Consider the following 18,925-nt stretch of genomic DNA (forward strand, 5'->3'; position numbering starts at 1 on the left):
CCTCGCCGTGCATCGGGCCGACGCTCAGGCGGCCTGCGTCGCGCGCACAGTGGCCGCCGACGGCATGAGGTGAGGGATGGTCAGGGCGGTGGTGGACTGCAGTGGATCGCTCGCAGCGGGCCCCCGGACGACGGACGGGTGAGAGCTGCCCGGCTGACGCGTCGCAGCCGCTACCGGCGACGACCTTCCGTCCCCTGAAGAGTAGATCTCGAAGTCCCACTCGAGTGCTTGGTGGCGTGGGTTCCGCTTCGCTGTCTCGCCCTCGACCTCCAGCGGCGAGCTGGTGGGACGCCATGACCGCAGGTGATTCGTGCATAGCGGTATCCAGGCGCGGACGCTGAGTCAGGTTCTTCCGATCATCCTCGCTGGTCAAGTAGGGTGCCAGAGTGTTCCGCCGATCTGGCTGGGTGACAACAGCTCGGTCACCAAACAGGTCGTCGAACGGCTCTACAGCGGCTCGGGACTGCTCAACTCGGCCGGGCAGTACGCCTATTACGGGCGGGTCGGCGGCTGTCTGATCACCGGCAACGAGGACGGCGTGAAGCACTGCGCGATGAACCTCCTCTACAGCCTCCAGCACCTCGGATACACCATTCCGCCGCAGGCCGACGCCGGCTGGATCGGTCCGGCGGGCCCCGGCCCGTCGTATCTCGACCCGGGTTCGGGCGGGCCCGAGAACGACTTCACCAACCGCAACACCACCTTCATGACCTGGAACCTGATGCACATGGCGGCCCTGCTGAAGCGGTCCGGTGGCATTCCGGCCCACGGCAACCAGCGTTCGCTATGGGACGCGGGCTGCAGTCCCGACGCCCCGAACCCCGACTACCGCTGAGTCACAGACTCCGCGCGGGCCAGTCCAGCAGCCGGGCGCCGATGACCGCGGTCTGCAGCGTGTAGCGCTGCGCGGGGTCGGCGGGATCGGCCCCGGTGAGCTGGTGGATGCGTTCCAGGCGGTACGTCAGGGCGCGCACGCTCAAGGAGAGGTGGCGGGCCGCCGCGGCGGCGACGCAGCCGGTGTCGAAGTACGCGGTGAGGGTGTCCAGGAGTGGCTGGGCGCCGCCGCGGGCGCCGGTGAGCGGGCCGAGCGCGGCGAGGACCAGGTCGGCCATCGCCTGGCGGTCCCGGGTGAGGACTGGGTAGACAAGCAGGTCGGCGGCGTGCAGCACGGGAGCGTCCAGGCCGAGCCGCTCGGCGAGTTCGAGAGTGTTCAGCGCCTCCTCGTAGGACTGGACGACCCCGCCGGGTCCGGGCTGGGGCCTGCCGACGGCCACCTGCCCGCCGTCGGTCGCCGCGTGCGCCTGCTTGGCGAAGTGGGTGAGGACGTCGTCCTGGTCGCCCGGTGCGACGCACAGCATCCTGCCGTCCTTCGTGGTGAACAGGATGTTGCGGTCGCCGAAGCGGGCGATGAGGGACTGTTCCACCCGGCGGGGGACGGGCGCCGACTCGTCGTAGGCCGTCGGGCCCTGTGCGACGGCGACGGCGTGCGCGTGGGAGAGCCGCAGACCGAAGCGTTCCGCACGCTCGGCGAGGCGGCCCAGGTCGCTGCGCCCGTAGAGGAGGTCGTCGATGAACTCGCGGCGCGCGGCCTCCTCCTTGCGTACGGCGAGGAACTGGGCCCGGCCGTAGCCCTCGGCGAATGCGTCGATGACCTGCTGGACGGCGGCGAGTGTGCAGTCGGCCGACCCCGGTGAGGCGGGCCAGGCGGCGCGGGTCGCGGAGAGGTGGGCACTGACGAGGGCGGGCAGTCCGTGACCGGCGTCGGCGGCCCGTTCGCCCAGGGCCCGCCGGGACTCGATCTCGTCCCGGGTGAGGCGCCTGCCGGTGACGGAGACATCGGACAGTATCCGGGCATAGCCCTCCAGATACTGCTCGGGTATCTGCCGATCCATCACATCGTCCCCCGGTTTCCTGACGGCCCGGTGACGACTTCTTGGCGGTGACCGGCACGCAGAGACTAAGCAACACTGCCGGGAACCGGCAATGCGCCTGTCACGCGACCCGATGCACGATGTGGCAGGGGAGCACGGCGGATGGTCCTGTGCCGGACACCGGCAGAGTCGGCGGTGGTCGGCACAGGACCGGAAGACACGCCGGTGCCGGCGGTGTCCGGCCGGTGGAGGCGCCGGTCTCAGGCCGCGGGCCAGTTCCGCAGCAGGGCGTCGAGGGCGTCCAGGACGCGCGACCAGCTCTCCTGCGAGTCGGGGGAGCTGTGGCTGAAACCTCCGCCGATCTCCAGGCTGACGTAGCCGTGGAAAACGCTGCCCAGCATCCGGACGGCATGGGTCTGATCCGGTTCCGTCAGGTGGTAACCGCGCAGGATCGCCCGCATCATCCGCGCGTGCTTGACGCCGGCGCTTGCCGCCGCGGTCTCCGGGTCGAGCCTGAGCTGCGCGGCGGCGTAGCGGCCGGGGTGTTCCCTGGCGTAGTCGCGGTAGACGTTCGCGAAGGCGGTCAGCGCGTCCTTGCCGGCCCGTCCGGCCAGTGCGGCGGCCCCTTGGTCGGCGAGTTCGTCCAGAGCGAGCAGGGCGATACGGGTCTTCAGGTCGTCGGAGTTCTTCAGGTGCGAGTACAGACTCGCGACCTTGACGTCGAACCGCCGGGCCAGCGCCGACACGGTCACCTGGTCGAAGCCGACCTCGTCGGCCAGCTCGGCCCCCGCCCGCGTCAGGCGCTCGGCGTTCAGTCCCGCGCGAACCATGGCCTTCCTCTCCCTCGACCTAGTCGATTATGCATTTGCCTAATACCTTTAGGCAAATTACCGTGAGCTTTATGAAGCCGTTGACCGAGCAAGAGATCCGCGCCGCGTTCGTGAACTGCACCAAGGGTGAGGCCAAGCGTCTGTCCGTCCCGCGCGACCTGGCCGACCGGCCCTGGGAGGACCTCGACTACCTCGGCTGGCGGGACCCGCAGGCGCCCGAACGGGCGTACATCGTGGCCGAACTGGACGGCGGCCCGAAGGCCCTCCAGCTCCGCTGCCCCAGTACGACCTCGGGCCAACTGCGGCGCAGCATGTGCTCGATGTGCGTGACCACCCACACCGGCGGTGTCTCCCTGATGGTCGCGCCCAAGGCGGGGAAGGCCGGACAGCAGGGCAACTCGGTCGGCGCCTATCTGTGCAGCGACCTCGCCTGCTCGCTGTACGTACGGGGGAAGAAGGACGCCGGCGTCGGAGGGCGGCTCCACGAGTCGCTGACCCTGGAGGAGAAGATCCAGCGGACCATGGCGAACCTCGCCGCGTTCATCGCCAAGGTGACGGCCTGAGGCGACTTTCCGGGTGTACGGCCGCCGAAGGCAGGACGAGTCGGTCCGTCGAAGCCCGTCACATGGCGCTCGGCCGCGGTGAGCCGGGCCGCCGGGATGTGCGGGATCCCGGCGCGGGACCGGATCGCCGTGTCGGCTGCGGGCCGCGGCGCGGACGCCGCGGCCGTGGCACCGGACTTCACCATGTTCTCGAAGGGGCGGAGGCCACCTACGGGAGAGGGCACATCAAGGTGTTCGGCGCGGAGCGGTGCCGGACACATGGGCGACTCTCGCGAGTGCCCCACCGTTTCGTCCACGGCCTCGGAGCGCGTGTCCGAGTCCCGTGCCAGGAAACGAGGTTGACCGGTTCAGTTGCCGGACGCCACTGCCTCCGACTCCGTCGGCCGGTCCGTGTTCGACGCCGACGCCGACGGCTCTTGAGCGCCGACGGCCGTGTAGAACACGGAACTTCCCTGCTTGGCGCGGTGGGCATGGCTCTTGGCCACGAGGTTCTCGAGCGTGGTCCGGACGACGTTGGTCTGGATGCGACGGTCGGGGTGTGTCTGGCCGAGCGCCGTGGACACCTCCGCGGCGGAGCGCGGTTCCCGCTGTTCCGTGAGGTAACGGCGGATGAGATCGATGAGTGTGGGCTGCGCCGAGGTGGCCTCGGCCGCGGGCTTCCTGGCCGCCGAGGTCCGCGCCGCCGTCTCCTTCGGGGCGTCGGCCTTCCTGGTCCGCTGGCGCTTTCCGTCGGCGGACTTGCCGGAAGTCTTCTGGCGGGGCACCGAGGACGGCGCCGCCGGCTCGGGTTCGGCCTCGATGGGCGCGCCCGTGACCTCCAGCGCCCGGTGCAGATTGGTGAGGACCGCGTGGTCGTGCCGCAGGGCGTTCAACTGCTCCTGCAGCGCGTCGATTTCCGCACCGACGCGCTCCTGCTCCTTGGCGTTGCGCTCCAGGTCGCCGACCACCTGAGCGGTGTACTGCGATGTCAGTTCGGTGGGAGTCTTGGTGTCGGGCACGATGGAGACCTCTCTTCGGTGCGCGGTCGCCACATGAACACACCGGGAAGGTGTCGCGGGGGCGGGCGTGTTCCTGCTGACCGGGCTGTGTGACTGGGCGGCCGCACTTGATGCGTATGCCCCGGCTTACAGATAGTACGGACACTGTTGGCCTGTTGTTCCCTTCGCGTGCTGGTTCGCCCCAAAGGGGAGCTCGGGTCGTGGTGCCGGATTGACTCCCACAGGTGTCGTCCGCGTTCCCCGCCGAGCGCGTGACATCCCGCTCGGACTCGTCGGCGGAGCATGCCTGGAGCGTCGCCGCGATGTCTCCGACGCGTTCGCCGCGGTGCCGACTGGGTGGGCGGCTTGCGGGTACCCGGCCGGTACGAGGGGGCACGGGCGAGTCGATCGGGAGCGAGGTCGGGCGATGGCGGTCAGGGCGATGGGCTGGGCACATTCGTTCCCGGTCTCCGGAGGGGTGAGCGCCGGGCGACGCTGGACCCGCGGACACCTGGAGTCCCTGGCCTGGACGGCCGAGGAACCCGAGACGGTGGACGCCGTCGTGCTGACGGTGTCCGAACTGCTCACGAACGCCCACATCCATGCTCACAGCGACGCGTCTCTCGTTCTCACCTGGGACGGCGACTGCCTGCACGTGAGTGTCCACGACGAGGACTCCACGCTGCCGCTCCAGCGCGATCCGGAACCGGGCGCGGTGTCCGGCCGCGGGGTCGGCATCGTGCGGATGCTCGCCGACGAGTGGGCCATGAAGTGTCAGCGGCACGGGAAAACGGTCACGGCGTGCTTCCGCCCGGCCGGCGCCCGACGGCGACAGCGCGGTGACGATGGCTGAGGCTCCCCGCTGTTCGTGGGCGGAGCGCGCGCGTGACGCTCGACGTGCCATGCCGACGGGATGGTAGGGCGCCACGAGACCGGTCCCGAGACCGGCACACAGACCGGCACACAGACCGGACCCGAGACCGGTCCCGAGACCGATCGGCCTCGGACAGGCGAGGCTCAGCCGTGCCGAACGGCGGAGAAGCTGTGTGTGCCCGCGCGCAGGCCGGAAACGGTGATCCGGCCGTCGGTGACCCGGACGTTGTCGCCGGCCGACGCCCGGTGCCCGCCCCAGAGCACGCGCCCGCCCGTTCGAACCGTCACATCACGACTGTCCGTCGGGATCGCGACCGCACCTCGGGTTCCCGCGGGCACATGCACGGTCAACGTGAAGACCGTAGCGCTGTTCTCCCACGAGACCTCCAAAGGTCCCTGAGGTGTGGGCAGTTGTCCTTGAGCCCAGGCGATGCCGCCGGGATGCGGCCGTACTTCCCAGGTTGCGTATCCGGGGGATGTCGGCACGGCGCCCAGCAGTTGGTGCGTCAACGCCGGGAGAACGCCCGTGGACCAGCCGTGCGCCATGCTGGTGTAGGCGCCCTCGTACAACGACCCGCCGGGACCGATGCCCTCCCAGTTCGTGATGCCGGGGTCGTGGCTGTCCATCCAGCCGTATGTGCGCCGGATCTGGTCGATGGCCGACTCCGCCCGGCCGGCCTCGAAGCGTGCCACTATCTCGGGGTACGAGGTGAAGGCGTACACACGCTGCGAGGCATCGCCGAAGATGGTGTCGTTGTCCATGAACGCGTTGCCGTAAGGCCGTTGTGTGGTGGCGTCGAGATGGGCGAGGGCCGAGGCGGCGCGTTCGCTGCCGGCGACCCCCGCCGTGATGGCGATCGAGTTGCCGTCCTGAGCGTGTCTGACCGGTCCTGTCGCGGAGTCGAGGTAGGCGCCTGCGGTCTCGTCCCAAAGATGGGCGTTGATGGCGTCCTTCACCGACGCGGCCCGCTGGGTCCAGCGGTTCGCATCGTCCGCACGGCCGAGCCAACGTGCCAGCAGCGCAGCGTCGTTGAGGGCCTGGACGTAGTGGGCGTTGTAGTAGGTGATGCGTCCGGTGCGGTCCAGGAAGGCGTAATCGCCGTATCCTCCAGTGCCGTTGAGGCCCTTGCTCAGGAGACCGGCGCTGTCGGTGACGCTCGGATACCAGGTGTCGAGCACCTTCAGCAGGTTCGGGTAGTAGCGGTTCGCGTAGGACCGGTCTCCCGTGTAGAGCACGTAGTCCCAACTGCAGGTCACCCACCAGAGCGGATAGTCGAACAGGGGCAGTGTGTAACCGGCGATGGAGGCGGGAGGGATCCAGCCGTCGGCCCGCTGATGGTCGGCCAGGTCGGCCAGGACGTTGCGTGCGGCGGCGGACGCGTCGTCATGTGTCAGGTAGAGGGTGCGTGCCGACACCGCCAGGTCACCGACGTAGGGGTCCCGGTCGCGCTTGGCGCCGTCGTGCAGCACCGGCTTGCCTTCGAGTGAAGGGCTCCAGGCGTTGCGCGGGTCGACGTCGTCCTGTCGGAAGGTGTCCGTGACCAGCTCATTGGTGTACGAGGCTCCGTACCAGTAGCGATTGAGGTCGTCGTCGGAGCACAGGAACCACCCCCGGTAGGTGCTGGGCGTGCCCAGGTAGGCGCTGAAGTCGAGGCCGACCGAGTCGATCTCGACCGTTCCCCACGGCTGGGCGGCGGGTGCGTCGCCCGCCAGCGCGTCGAGTGTGATCCTGAGATAGCGGAAGCCGTGCAGTCCGTCCGCGTAGACCTTGTCGCCCGCCTGATAGCCCTTGTGGTCGGTCCAGTCCGCGCCCGCGGCCGGTACGGCGAACTGGTCGGTTCCCCGGCCCGCCCCGCCGGACTGGTCGGAGCGGGTGAAGTCGGAGCGGTCGGTGAGGAACTGCAGGGTCTCGGAGAACGCGAGCCGCACACCGGGCGAGTTGTCCGACGCGGAGGTGAAGCGGACGCGCGGATATCCGACGACCACTTTGCCGAAGTCCACCGTGACACTGGGTGCCGTCACGGGTTCGACAGGCTCCGGCCACACCTCGTTGACCCGGGTGAAGGCCCCTCGCGGGGTGTCCTGGACACCGGTCACCGTGACGCGGACCTTGGTGGTGGACACCTTGGCCGCGAACGGCACGGCTCGCTGGATGACATCGTTGTCCGAGACGGTGGCGGCCGTCTGCCACGCGCCGTTCTGCCACACGTCGACCGTGAATCCGGTGGGGACACCGTCGCTGTTGGAGATCAGCGTGATGCCCGACAGTTCGCGCGCCGCCGGAAGTGTGATGGTGAGGGTGTCGGGAAACACGCCCAGTGTGTCGTCGTTCCAGAAGGTGCCCGGATCGCCGTCGATGGCGTTCTTGGCGTCGTAGGTGCGCGGTTGTCCGTCGTTGCCGTTGTTGCCCGCGTGAGCGGAGGACGCCTCGGCCACGGTGCCGTCCGGCCAGCGCGGGGCCGCCGCGGGCCGGGGGCGCCGCAGGACGGTCCGGGGGCCGCCGGGCCGCAACAGGCCGTCGGGGCTGCCGACGTCTCCGCCGGCGGCGATGACGCGCACGGGCTGTACCGCACGCGATGCCGGAGCCTGTACGTAGCGCTGCCAGCCTGTTCCCAGGCGGGGCGCGGACGAGGGGGCCGCCGTACGGGCCGAGACCTCGACGGCGGAGGCGGTCCCCGCGGCGGGAAGGCCCGTGGCGGACACGGCCAGGACGCCGGCCCCGGCGGCGATCACCGACCGCCGGGGGAGACCGGACTGCGGGGCGTTCTCGGAAGTGCTGTTCGACGGCATGGCGCCTCATTCCTCACTGATTGAAACGATTCAATCCTGGTGGGCGAGGTGACGTTATCTCAGGAGCGGGGCTGCGTACAGAGATTGGACGGGGCCCGGCTGCGCGGATCGATGGCCGTCGGGCCGAGCGGGTGCCGGCCCGGGTTCGCCGCCGAGCCGGAGTTCCGTCCGGCGGTCGACCCCACCGATCTCGCCCGATCCCACCCCATCCCATCCCACCCGATGCATCCGATCCATCCGATCCATCCGATCGGCGTCGGCCGGACGCTTGTGTGATCGCAGGCCTGAGCCGGCGACATGTCAGCCCAGCACCCCATGTACAGATATGTCGACGGAGAGCAGCTACCCGGCACCACGCGGCACGCCTTCATTCGGAACGGCGGCGGCTACTGCCTCACCGGCCTGGTCGTCCACGCCGACGGACGGACCTGGCCGACGGCTCCTGGAACTGATCGGTGGCCAACTCGTCGGCGGGGCGGCCGGCATCGGGTCGGCCCTGGGCCGACCGGCCTTGAACCGGAGGCCGTCTGCCGTGCCCTACCCGGCGGCCGCCACGACGCGTACGCGGTCGCTTTCCCGGCCGGAGAGGAACGACGACAGTTCCTGGCCCTGTCCGGCGACGGCGGCCCGTTCGGACGGGGACAAGGAGCGCAGCGGGGTGACGACCACGGTGTCCGCCTCCGTCTTCCAGGTCGCGGCCACCCGGCCGTCGAGCAGAACCGCGCGCTCGCCCGCGACGGAGAGCCCACGATGGGCGGTGTCGACGATGCGGCCGCGGTCCTGGTAGCCGAGGATCGCGTTGTCGAACGCGGGAAGGAACCGCACCGGGGCGGGTGTGTCGGGATCGGGGCGTGGCGCGTCGGGGAGGTCCAGCAGTTCCCGGCCCGACTCGTCGCGGAAGGTCACCAGTTCCTCCCGTACGGCGGCCACCGCGGCCGGCAGCCCGGCGAGGCCGCACCATGCGCGCAGGTCGGAGGACGTGGCGGGGCCGAAAGCGGCCAGGTACCGCCGGACCAGGGCCTGGCCGACCGGGTCGGAGCCGTCGGGGGCGGGCGGGTCCACGTCCTGGCCCAGCCAGCAGGAAAGGAGCACGTTGCGCACGCCCGCCCTGGTGCGCCACAGTCCGCGGGGCGGTGTCTGTGCGACCGGTACGAGTGCGGCGACCAGCATTTCGCCCAGGGCCCGCCGTCCTGGCGCGGGCCAGCGCGTGGCCAGTACGCGCACCATGTCGGCCGCCGTGCGCGCTTCGCCGTCGGCCATCAACGCCCTTCCAGCCGCGGCCAGTTCGTCGAGATCGACCCCGCTGAGTTCGCGGCGGTAGGTCCCGAGCACCTTCTGGCGCAGCATGGCGTCGTGGCGGTCTCGCCAGCCCCGGACGTCGTCTGCGGCGAGGAGGTGCACCGTGCGGCGCATGAGGTGGGTCCGCACCACGCCGCGCCGGATCAGCAGGTCGTCCAGGACCGCCGGGTCGAACGCGCGCAGTCGCGACCAGAGCCCGACGAACGGTTCCTGCGGTTCCTGGGCCTGCAGGCCGCACAGGTGCGTCACGGCTTCGAGGACCGGAACGTCCGCGCGGTCGAGCAGCAGCTGACGGGCGAGGGCCGCGCGGTTGAGCGCCCGGCCGCCGAGAACGGTCATCGTGTCACCGCGCGGCGCTCGCCAGGGGTGCGTGCCTGTCCGGAAGGGGGTGCGGAACGGCGTCCGCGGGGGCTGGTGTCCGGCGCGGACAGGGCGGCGCGCGGCACGGCCGTCGAGCTGCCGCGGTGACGGCTGCCGTCGGCGTGGTCGGCCCGTTTCCCATCGGGTATCGAGGCAGACGCGGTCGGTGTGGTCACGGTGATCGGGTCCTTCCGGTCGGTCGGGCTGTCCGGTGCGAGATCACCCTTGCAGGGGCAGAGGTCAGGATGTGTCCGCTGCTCGGGGACCGTATCGGAGCCGTGCCGGAACTCTCGAACCGTGAGTGGCGGCGCGTCTTCGAACCTGCCGCGCGGCGACCCGGACGGCATACTCGCCGGGCGTGGTCGTGACCCGCCGCCTATCTTGAATTGGTGAGTGGCTCCAGCGTTCCACCTGAGGGTGGGGATCGTGCAGACCAGCCGGCACACCGTCGAACCGACTACGCGGGCGCCATCTACGGCTCGATCCTGGCCGCCTCCGTGGTGGCCACGGCCGGAACCGGAGGGGAGTACCCACGGCTCCAGGCCGTCGCACTTCTGATGATCACCGGCCTGGTCTTCTGGGCGACCCACGTCTACGCACAGCTCGCGGGCGAGCGCATCGTCGGTCAGGTCTGGTCCTGGGGGGAGATCCGCCGGATCGGTGTGCACGAGTGGTCCATCGTCGAGGCCGCCACCCTTCCCGCCGCCGCCGTGGCCCTCAGCGCCGTGTTCGACATGAGTGTGAACACGGGCCTGTGGATCGCTCTGGGCATCGCGGTGGCCCAGCAGGTCATGTGGGCGTGCCTCGGAGCCGCCCGAGCGGGCGCCTCCCGCGGCCTCGTCATCGCCGAGGGCTTCGTGAACCTGGCCCTCGGACTGATCATCGTGGCGGCGAAGGTCGTCCTCAAGCACTGATGGCAGGGCCGCACGACGGTGTGGCCCACAGCCGTGTGCGGAGGTACGAGCGCCCGCGAGCCCGGATGACTCGTTAGCCTGGAGCGGAGGGGGAGGCTCGGGTGACGGCCCAGAGGAGGCCGGTATGGCTGATGTGACTTCTGAGGCCAGAGGGGACGACAGGACCCGGGGCGCGCCTGGTGGACCGCGTGGCGCGGGCACCCCTCGCTATCTGCCCATCGCCGACCACGGTCTGATCGGCGACCTGCGCAGCGCGGCTCTGGTCGGTACGGACGGCACCATCGACTGGTACTGCTGCCCGCGCTTCGACGCTCCCAGCGTTTTCGCCTCGATCCTGGACGCCGACCGCGGCGGCTCCTTCGAACTCGCCGCCGACGTCCCGGCGCGTACGAAGCAGTTCTATTTTCCTGACACGAATGTGCTGATCACGCGGTTCTTCGCGGACGACGGGGTCGGTGAGATCCAGGACTTCATGCCCGTCCTCGACGACTCGCGAGAGGCCGCGCGGCACCGTCTGATCCGCCGCGTGGTGTGTGTCCGCGGCACGCTGCCCTTCCGTGCGCGGGTCGCCCCCCGCTTCGAGTACGGGACGGTCCCGCACACCGCGCGCGTGGAGGCCGGCCAGGCCGTCTTCGCCTCGCCCGCGCTCAAGCTGGCCCTGACGTCCACGGTGCCGATCGAGGTCGCCGGACAGGACGTGTGGTCGCTGTTCAAGCTGCACGAGGGTGAGACCGCGGTCTTCGCCCTCGACCAGATCGACGACCAGGTGGGCCCGCGCTTCTGCGCCGTGACCGAGGCCGAGAGGGACTTCAACGCCACCGTGCGGTACTGGCGGCGCTGGCTGTCCCAGTCGCGGTACCGCGGCCGCTGGCGGGAGATGGTGCACCGGTCCGCCCTCACGCTGAAACTGCTCACGTACGCCCCCACCGGCGCCATCATCGCCGCGCCGACCACCAGTCTGCCCGAGCGAATCGGTGGCGAGCGCAACTGGGACTACCGCTATGTGTGGATCCGCGACGCCGCGTTCTGCGTGTACGCGATGCTCCGGCTGGGTTTCACCGACGAGGCCGAGGCCTTCATGGGCTTCCTCGCCGAGCACGTCCAGAGCGACATACCCGAGAACGTCGGACCGGACGGCCCGCTGCAGATCATGTACGGCATCGACGGGCGTCGTGACCTGCCCGAACGCGAGCTGGCACACCTGGAGGGGTACCGCGGATCCGCTCCCGTGCGTATCGGCAACGGCGCCGTCGGCCAGCTCCAGCTGGACATCTACGGAGCCCTGATCGACTGCCTCTACCTCTACGACAAGTGGGGCCAGCCCCTCTCCAGTGCCCACTGGGACACCGTCAGCGGGCTCGTCGACTGGGTGTGCGACAACTGGGACCAGCCGGACGAAGGCGTGTGGGAGACCCGCGGGGGCCGCAAACCCTTCCTCTACTCCCGGCTCATGTGCTGGGTGGCCATCGAACGGGCCATGCGGCTGGCCCAGCACCGCGGCCTGCCCGCCGACATCATCCGCTGGGGCGCGGCCCGCGACACGATCTACCGGCGGATCATGAGCCAGGGCTGGTCCACCGCACGCAACGCTTTCACCCAGACCGAGAACAGCGACATCCTCGACGCGTCGCTGCTGATGATGCCGCTCGGGAAGTTCATCTCCCCGACCGACCCGAAATGGCTCGCCACCCTCGACGCCCTGGGCGAGGACCTGGTCTCCGACTCACTGGTCTACCGCTACGACCCGCAGGCGAGCCCCGACGGCATCGAGGGCGAGGAGGGCACGTTCTCGATCTGCTCCTTCTGGTACGTCGAGGCGCTCACCCGCGCCGGCCGTCTCGACGAGGCCCGGCTCGCCTTCGAGAAGATGCTCACGTACGCCAACCACCTCGGCCTCTACGCGGAGGAGATCGGCCACACGGGTGAACAGTGCGGCAACTTCCCCCAGGCCTTCACGCACCTGGCCCTGATCAGCGCCGCCTTCAACCTCGACCGCAAGCTGGGTTGACCCCGTCCGGAGCGCGGCCGAACCTCCGGGGACCGCCGCGGAGAGCGATCCGCGTGCTCAGGGCGCGGTGAACAGGCCCGGGAAGCGGGGCGCGAGCCAGGGCTTGCGGCCCCGGACGAGGATGCGGCCGCGGACGATGGGGCCCACCTGTCCCTGGCGGCCGAGCGCCATCAGGAGGAAGGTGACCGGCTCGATGGAGATGGTGCAGTCCGGTCTGGCCGGTGGCTGCGGGGCGACGGTCAGTACGCCGTCGGCCAGTGTCACGCCGAACCGGCCGCCGCCCCACAACCGGATGTCGTAGCGGGCGTTCATCCCGGCCGTGCGGAGCGGATCGGTCACGCGTGGCATCGCAGTGAGCATGAACGGCAGGGTCAGCCGGACCCGGGCCCGGTCGAGCATGTGCGCCCGGCCGAGCGCGCGGGCGAGATCGTAGCCGTGGCCGAGCATGTGCGTGAGCAGATACGAGCCCAGCTCCTGGGGACTCATCGAGCCCAGGGGAGTGACGACGGTCCCCTCCGCCGCACCCTCGTCCAAGGCCCTCACACAGGCATCGGCGTGGTTGACGATCATCGCCGCCAAGGGTTCGGCCCGCCGCTCCCCGAACTCCGCCAGCGACCGCTCGTTGGCCTCGGCGAGGCTCTGCGGGGTGCCGTCTCCGTAGGGGCGCGCATGACCTGCCGCGAGCTCGGCCATCAGCCCGTTGGCCAGGGCCAGATGAGCCGCCGCCTCGCCGACACTCCACTCCGCCCCGGGAATGCGGCGTTCCATGTCGGCATCGGTCCGCAGCAACGCGGCGATCTCCTCGGCGGTCTCGTGTATCGCCGCACCCAGCCCTTCGGGCAGCGACCTCCGCATGTCCTGCCCAGCCACTGAGTCCACGTTGTCGCCTCTCCTGTGGGCCCCGCCGCCCCGGGCTGCGGGCAGACCGTGGTGCGGCGGGGCGCTGTTCGCTCACCGGGCGTACAGAAGACCAGGCAACGGGAGCAGCGACAAGACCCTGAGCAGGGAGAACGCGCGTCAAGGGCGGGTGATCGGGGGCAAAGCGGGCATTCGTTCCCGTGGTGATGGTGTGAGCGCGGCCGACGGTCACCGTGACGCGTCGCCGGGGACGCGGTGGAGGTGTTCATGGCGGCTCAGCCGTCCGTGCCGGCTGAGCCGAAGCAGGAACGGTTGTTCGTGGCCGGCAACCGCTGCCGCTCGGGTGATCAGGAGGTGGGTGGTACTCGGCGAGTGCCGTGAGCGGCACGGTTTGCCGGGGTCGCGATCTGGGCGGTCCTCAAGCCGGGGACTGCGGCAGGACCTGCTCGCCCTCACCCTTCGGTTCCTCGAAGTCGGTCAAGTAGCGGTGGAGCAACTCCTTGTTCACGGTGACGGAGTTGGCGCCTTCCGCGCCGTTGCGGACCTTGAGCCGGCGTTCCACCGTCGTCCGGTCGGCTTTGAGGTGGACCAGTTCCCAGCGGCAACCGTGGCTCTCGACCAGTGCCTTGTAGTCGTCACGGGCGGCGCGACTCCAGAAGCTGTAGTCCACCACCACGTCGCGTCCCGCGAGCATCAGCTCGACCAGTTCTTGCCGCTGCTCGGCGCGGACCTCCTCCTTGAGCCGGTCGAACGCCGCCGCTTCCAGCACCAGTCCGGCGTCGCGCCGCCCGAGTCGTCGCCAGACCGCCTCGTCGATCGAGAGCCGGACATGGCCACGGCGCACAAGTTCCATCGCGTAGGTGGTCTTGCCCGACCCAGGAAGACCGCACATCAGGACAACGGTGCCCACATGCTGCGTCACGGAGCCAGGGTACTGGCCATGCATCCTGATGTCGTCGTGCGCAGGGTGCGGATGAGATCTCCCCCGGCTTCGACATCTCGACGGGCGGTGAACCGGGCACCGGTCACGTCCCGGGCCCCCTGTAGTCAATGTCATCAAGGTGATTCCGGGAAAGGCGTGAAAACGGCCGGGACTCCGAGGGCCACTGCCAGGGCGATGCGCGAGGCCCTGTCGGCCGAGTGGCGCGTGCGCCGGCCTCGGGGTACGCGCTGAGGGGACGGCGCCGCCCGGAACGCGGGTGACGTCATCCCCTCAGGGTTACTGCTCGGCGCGAAGCCGGGAGCTGACGGAGCCGGACGGAGCACCCGTTGGGCACCCCGTCCGGAGCCGGTCAGGTGTCAGCAGGCGCCTTCGTCCTGCCACGGACCCCAGTCGACGCCGGTCGGCGTCTCGTTCTGGGTCCACCACTTGGCTTTCCAGTTGTGGTTGTTGTACGAAGCCTCGTTGCCGGCGGTGTAGACCGTGGTCGAATTCCAGGCCGCCTTGCAGCCGCCGCCAGGCGGCGTGGGCGTCGGGGTCGGAGTCGGCGTGGGCGTCGGGGTGGGTGTGCCGGTGGGCGGGGTCGCGCCGGCGAACTTCACCGAGTACTTCGCGAAGTCCCAGGAGTTCTGGGCCACGCTGGAGCAAGTGCCCGACGTACGGCCACCGTTGTCGGCGGGCGAGCACTGACGGTCCCGGTTGAGGGACCAGAAGGTGAAGCGGTCCATGTTGTGGCTGGTGGCGAAGTCCAGCACCGTCTGGAAGTCGGCCTGGGAGAAGTACTCGCCACTGTCGCTGCGGCCGTTCATGCCCGAGAAGCCCTCATGGGCGTACGCGGTCGCCTGGTCCCAGCCGAAGGTCGACTGGAGGATGGTGTTGAAGTTGGCGAGCGCGCTGGTCTGGGACGCGGCGCCGTTGAAGCCGCCGTCGAACGGCATGATGGAGAAGTTGTTCGGAGTGAAGCCCTGCGACTTCGCCTCCAGCAGCATCTGCTTGCCGAACCAGCCGGTTCCGTCCGCCGTTCCCGGCGTGGTGACGGACACGTACAGACCCGGGTTGTTCTGCTGAAGGATCTTGGCGGCGCCGATCTCGTTCTTGATGGCCGCCGTGTTCTCGTACTCCGGCTCCTCGAGGTCGAAGTCCACCGCGTGCAGACCGTACTTGGTGATGACCTGCTGGTACGCGGCAGCCGTGGCGGCCGGGTCCGAGCAGGTCTGGCCGAGCTTGGTGCCGCCGTAGCCGCCGATGGAGATGGAGACGTCGCCGCCCTTGGCGCGGATGGTGCTGATGACCGACTGCACGGCGGTGTCGGAGGAGACCGCTGCCGTCCCGCCCCAAGTGGGCGAGCATCCGCCGCCGTTGGGGGCGAGGACGAAGGCGAGCTGGAATGCCTTGAGACCGGTCGCGTCCATGATGGCGCCCGCGTCCGGCGGATCGTTGTCCAGCGGCATCAGGTAGGGGGCGGCGGCGTACCACCGGTTGCTGAGCGCGGTGGTCGCGCCCGAGGCGCTGCCCGCGACGAGCGCGGTCGTGCCGACCGCGGCCAGGCTGACGGCGGCCGCCGCGCCCAGACATGCGCGAAGACGTCTCACTGTGCCTCCAGAGGGGTGGGGGAGTCCCAGCTTCCGGTCTCTGTCGCGATCACGTCAACATGTTGGACTAGACCAGATAGGTCTTTGGACTAGACCAGGTGAACTCTTTACTCGGCCGCCGTTCCCTTCTCGTCGCTTGTGGGGCGCGAGGGGGCGATTCGCTCTTCACGGGCCCGGGTGCCCTTGCGTATTCGGGTACCGCTCTCGGTGCGGGCCGACTCCGACTGGCCTGTCCCGATGGGCCGTTGTCAGTACGGCAGACCCTCCGAAGCGGCGTGCAGGGCGGCGTGCATGCATGCGGCGAGATCCTCTTCCGAGACCTTCGCCTCGTCGGCGAAACGCACGGCGAAGTCCTCCGCCGCCGCGCGCAGCGCGCCGTTGATGGTGGCCGCGTGCACCTTCACCCGCAGATCGTCGGCGCTGCTGCCGGAGCGCCGGGCGAGGAGTTCGGTGAGGACGGGCAGGGCGTCGTCGTGTGCTTGGAGCCAGACGGCGCGCAGTGCCGGTTCGGTGGGGGTCATGCGGATCAGGTCGAGCACCGCCGGGTCGGCGGACGGCAGTCTCCCGTGCCGGCAGGAATGGGTGAGGAAGTCCAGCAGGCCGGTCTCCGGCGGCCAGTTCCGCAGCTGGTCCGTGGCGGCGTCGAGTCCCGCCGTGAGCAAGGGGCGTACGCAGCTCTCCTTGGTGGGGAAGTGGCGCCACAGGGTGCGGGTCGAGACGCCCACCGCCTCCGCGATCTGGTCCCCCGTGGTGCCGGTGACGCCCTGGGAGACGAACAGGCGGACGGCCTCTCGGGCGATGTCCAGGCGGAGAGCCTCCTTGCGCCGTTCGCCCAGTGACGGCCTCGCGGCCGCGGCGGCCGTCGTGGCCCTGTCTGCGGGTGCCGCATCGCGCACCGTCGCCCCACCGCCCCTGTCCCCTCGACCGCTGGCAGCATAGCGAGTCCCTCAGAAATGACGCATGCAGACATCTTGTCACTGAGTGACATCCACTCCTACTCTCCTGATGTGACTCGGGAGTAACTAACGGACGCCGCACGGAACTTCGGCGTCCGTCGCTGCCGAGGGCAGAAACAGGAACAGGGCAGCACAGGACAGTGCGAGCCGGACGTCACGGCGGAGCCACAGCCACGAGCACCGGGGCTGCGCCGTATACGGAACCCCAGGACATCCGCCCCGCCCGCCGTCGTACGACGTGTGAGCGGGCGCCGCACCACGCGCCGCCGGCCGACGGCGCGCGGGCGGCACCTTCGCCCTGCCCCCTCCGCGACACGGGCGGGTGCGGCCCCGTCCTGTCCACGTCCGTCTCCGGACGCTGCCCTGTTCCCCGCGCCGACCCGAATCCGCCGCCGGCAGTCCCGAGGCGGCGGCTCGGTCGGCACCTCAGCCAGAGCCGGCGTCACGCCATTGACGCCGTCGGCCGCCCGCACGACCCCCACGTTTTGACGAAGCAGGGAGTGAGCCGCATGGAACGACCCCACAGCGCCCATCAGCCGCAACCGGCGTCCAGCCGACGTCCCCGCGCGGAGCGGTCCTTGAGCTCCGCGCACGCCGGGCCCGCCGCACCGAACCGCGGCCGCCTCCTCGCCGCCGCACTCGGGGCGCTCGCCTGCCTGAGTGTCCAGGCGATCCCCGCCGCGGCCGCCGGCACGGACGACGTGGTCTCCCGAGGCGTGACCATTCCCGCGTTCTACACGCCGCCCGCGAGCCTCCCCTCGGCCAACGGCGCCCTGGTCCGCAGCGAACCCCTTCCGCTCGCGCTCAGCCTGCCCGGTCTCGACGGTCCGCTCCCCGGTACCGCGACCCGCCTGATGTACAGGTCCACCGACTCCAACGGGCAGCCCATGGCGGTGACCGGCGCCTACATCGAGCCGTCGGCCGCCTGGCGGGGCGGCGGCCCGCGACCCCTGGTGGCCGTGGCCCCCGGCACCATGGGCCAGGGCGACCAGTGCGCGGCCTCCATGGGTCTTCAGCACCCGATCACCCTGAACGGCGAGACGGTGTCCGTCGGATACGAGGACCTCGCGATCTACCGGCTCCTGGCCTCCGGCGCGGCGGTGGTCGTCACCGACTACGCCGGACTGGGAGCGACCGACCGGCTCCACACGTACGTCAACCGCCTCGACGGCGGCCACGCACTTCTCGACGCCGTCCGCGCGGCACGCGCGCTGACCGGGGCATCGGTCACCTCCGCCTCACCCGTCGGCCTGTTCGGCTACAGCCAGGGCGGCGGCGCCAGCGCGTCGGCGGCCGAACTACAGCCCTCCTACGCCCCGGACATCACGCTGGCCGGGACCTACTCCGGCGCGCCGCCCGCCAACCTCACCGACGTGATCAAGGGCATCGACGGCAGCGCCCTCGCCGGTGCCCTGGGCTGGTCCCTCAACGGCTTCCTGCAGTCCGACCCCGACCTGCGGGCCATCGCGGACGCCCACCTCAACGCCGCCGGGAAGGCGGCGCTGAACGACCTGTCCACGATGTGCGTCGGCGACGCGATCCTGGGATACGCGTTCAAGAAGAGCACGTCCTGGACGACGGACGGCGAGTCCGTCAGCGACATCGTCGCGAGCACACCGGCGCTGCGGGCCACGCTCGACAACCAGCGCATCGGGAACCTGAAGCCGACCAGTCCGGTACGCCTGGCCACCGGCATCCAGGACGACATCGTCCCGCATGCCCAGGCCCGCCAACTCGCCGTCGACTGGTGCCGCAAGGGCGCCGACATCACCTACGACGCCATCAACCTGCCGAACCTCGGCGACGGACTGCTCACCAACCACGTCGCGCCCCTCCTCACCGACCAGGGCGACGCCATCTCCTGGCTGACCGACCGCCTCTCCGGCAAGCGCACCACCTCCAACTGCTGGACGATGCCCCTGCAGCCCTGAGCCCGTGCCGCGGGCCCCGGAACGGACCCACCGCGCCGGGGCCCGCGGCGCACCAAGAACCGTCCGTCCGTGCGTGTCCGATCCGGGACCTTCCGCTGTCCCGGGACGACTGGGACCGGCCTCGCCTCACCCGTCAGGCCAAGGCGGCTCGGACGCGTGACGA

14 protein-coding genes and 1 pseudogene are annotated in these 18,925 nt (G+C 70.3%); 6 read left to right on the forward strand and 9 right to left on the reverse strand.

Annotation, left to right across the window (positions count from 1 at the left end; translation table 11 throughout):
* Positions 1–394: 394 nt before the first annotated feature.
* Positions 395–835 (forward strand): annotated as a pseudogene (locus ACFYW8_RS01640) (flavodoxin family protein); the annotation flags it as partial.
* 1 nt (position 836) lies between these two features.
* Here the strand turns inward: ACFYW8_RS01640 and ACFYW8_RS01645 are convergent.
* Together ACFYW8_RS01645 and ACFYW8_RS01650 are read right to left on the reverse strand one after the other, a co-directional pair.
* Positions 837–1,895, reverse strand: coding sequence for a PucR family transcriptional regulator (locus ACFYW8_RS01645; protein ID WP_389065846.1), 1,059 nt, complete (start codon positions 1,893–1,895; stop codon positions 837–839).
* A 236-nt stretch (positions 1,896–2,131) separates the two neighbouring features.
* A complete protein-coding gene (locus ACFYW8_RS01650; RefSeq protein ID WP_365873673.1) occupies positions 2,132–2,701 on the reverse strand; it encodes a WHG domain-containing protein in 570 nt (189 codons plus the stop codon).
* Between the two features lie 71 nt (positions 2,702–2,772).
* Between ACFYW8_RS01650 and ACFYW8_RS01655 the strand changes: the two genes are divergently transcribed.
* Positions 2,773–3,264, forward strand: coding sequence for an FBP domain-containing protein (locus ACFYW8_RS01655; RefSeq protein WP_365873675.1), 492 nt, complete (start codon positions 2,773–2,775; stop codon positions 3,262–3,264).
* A gap of 347 nt (positions 3,265–3,611) precedes the next feature.
* Here the strand turns inward: ACFYW8_RS01655 and ACFYW8_RS01660 are convergent, their stop codons facing one another.
* Positions 3,612–4,262 carry a hypothetical protein gene (locus tag ACFYW8_RS01660; RefSeq protein WP_389065855.1) on the reverse strand — a complete coding sequence of 217 codons (651 nt, stop codon included), beginning with the start codon at positions 4,260–4,262 and terminating at the stop codon, positions 3,612–3,614.
* 406 nt (positions 4,263–4,668) lie between these two features.
* On the opposite strand from ACFYW8_RS01660, the gene ACFYW8_RS01665 reads away from it, so the two are divergent.
* Entirely contained in the window at positions 4,669–5,094 is a 426-nt protein-coding gene (locus ACFYW8_RS01665; RefSeq protein WP_389065859.1) for an ATP-binding protein, read from the forward strand.
* Positions 5,095–5,258: 164 nt separating this feature from the next.
* Here ACFYW8_RS01665 and ACFYW8_RS01670 read toward each other — a convergent pair whose 3' ends face one another.
* Positions 5,259–7,904 carry an alpha-L-rhamnosidase C-terminal domain-containing protein gene (locus ACFYW8_RS01670; RefSeq protein ID WP_389065862.1) on the reverse strand — a complete coding sequence of 882 codons (2,646 nt, stop codon included), beginning with the start codon at positions 7,902–7,904 and terminating at the stop codon, positions 5,259–5,261.
* Positions 7,905–8,441: 537 nt separating this feature from the next.
* Positions 8,442–9,542 (reverse strand): winged helix DNA-binding domain-containing protein, encoded by a 1,101-nt coding sequence (locus tag ACFYW8_RS01675; protein WP_389065867.1) that lies wholly within the window; start codon positions 9,540–9,542, stop codon positions 8,442–8,444.
* Between the two features lie 410 nt (positions 9,543–9,952).
* Here ACFYW8_RS01675 and ACFYW8_RS01680 point away from each other — a divergent pair, with 410 nt between their 5' ends.
* Entirely contained in the window at positions 9,953–10,477 is a 525-nt protein-coding gene (locus tag ACFYW8_RS01680) for a hypothetical protein (protein ID WP_389065871.1), read from the forward strand.
* A 124-nt stretch (positions 10,478–10,601) separates the two neighbouring features.
* Entirely contained in the window at positions 10,602–12,485 is a 1,884-nt protein-coding gene (locus ACFYW8_RS01685; protein WP_389065875.1) for a glycoside hydrolase family 15 protein, read from the forward strand.
* Between the two features lie 57 nt (positions 12,486–12,542).
* On the opposite strand, the gene ACFYW8_RS01690 is transcribed toward ACFYW8_RS01685, so the two are convergent.
* From ACFYW8_RS01690 to ACFYW8_RS01705, 4 genes are all read right to left on the reverse strand, one after another.
* Positions 12,543–13,364, reverse strand: coding sequence for a maleylpyruvate isomerase family mycothiol-dependent enzyme (locus ACFYW8_RS01690; protein WP_389065879.1), 822 nt, complete (start codon positions 13,362–13,364; stop codon positions 12,543–12,545).
* 397 nt (positions 13,365–13,761) lie between these two features.
* Complete coding sequence (locus tag ACFYW8_RS01695) at positions 13,762–14,265, reverse strand: AAA family ATPase (protein WP_389065882.1); 504 nt, start codon at positions 14,263–14,265, stop codon at positions 13,762–13,764.
* Between the two features lie 377 nt (positions 14,266–14,642).
* Positions 14,643–15,875, reverse strand: a complete 1,233-nt coding sequence (locus ACFYW8_RS01700) for a chitinase (RefSeq protein WP_389065887.1) — start codon at positions 15,873–15,875, stop codon at positions 14,643–14,645.
* A gap of 248 nt (positions 15,876–16,123) precedes the next feature.
* A complete protein-coding gene (locus tag ACFYW8_RS01705) occupies positions 16,124–16,771 on the reverse strand; it encodes a TetR family transcriptional regulator (protein WP_389065890.1) in 648 nt (215 codons plus the stop codon).
* Between the two features lie 569 nt (positions 16,772–17,340).
* Between ACFYW8_RS01705 and ACFYW8_RS01710 the strand changes: the two genes are divergently transcribed.
* Positions 17,341–18,762 (forward strand): lipase family protein, encoded by a 1,422-nt coding sequence (locus ACFYW8_RS01710; RefSeq protein WP_389065894.1) that lies wholly within the window; start codon positions 17,341–17,343, stop codon positions 18,760–18,762.
* The last annotated feature ends 163 nt before the right edge of the window (positions 18,763–18,925 follow it).

Origin of the sequence: Streptomyces sp. NPDC002742, from assembly GCF_042888885.1 — a bacterium.
Classification (GTDB): Bacteria; Actinomycetota; Actinomycetes; order Streptomycetales; family Streptomycetaceae; genus Streptomyces.

Coding starts and splice junctions, on each gene's coding strand:
- ACFYW8_RS01650 (WP_365873673.1), bottom strand. CDS start 2,701: ATGGTTCGCGCGGGACTGAACGCCGAGCGCCTGACGCGGGCGGGGGCC.
- ACFYW8_RS01655 (WP_365873675.1), top strand. CDS start 2,773: ATGAAGCCGTTGACCGAGCAAGAGATCCGCGCCGCGTTCGTGAACTGC.
- ACFYW8_RS01665 (WP_389065859.1), top strand. CDS start 4,669: ATGGCGGTCAGGGCGATGGGCTGGGCACATTCGTTCCCGGTCTCCGGA.
- ACFYW8_RS01670 (WP_389065862.1), bottom strand. CDS start 7,904: ATGCCGTCGAACAGCACTTCCGAGAACGCCCCGCAGTCCGGTCTCCCC.
- ACFYW8_RS01675 (WP_389065867.1), bottom strand. CDS start 9,542: ATGACCGTTCTCGGCGGCCGGGCGCTCAACCGCGCGGCCCTCGCCCGT.
- ACFYW8_RS01685 (WP_389065875.1), top strand. CDS start 10,602: ATGGCTGATGTGACTTCTGAGGCCAGAGGGGACGACAGGACCCGGGGC.
- ACFYW8_RS01710 (WP_389065894.1), top strand. CDS start 17,341: ATGGAACGACCCCACAGCGCCCATCAGCCGCAACCGGCGTCCAGCCGA.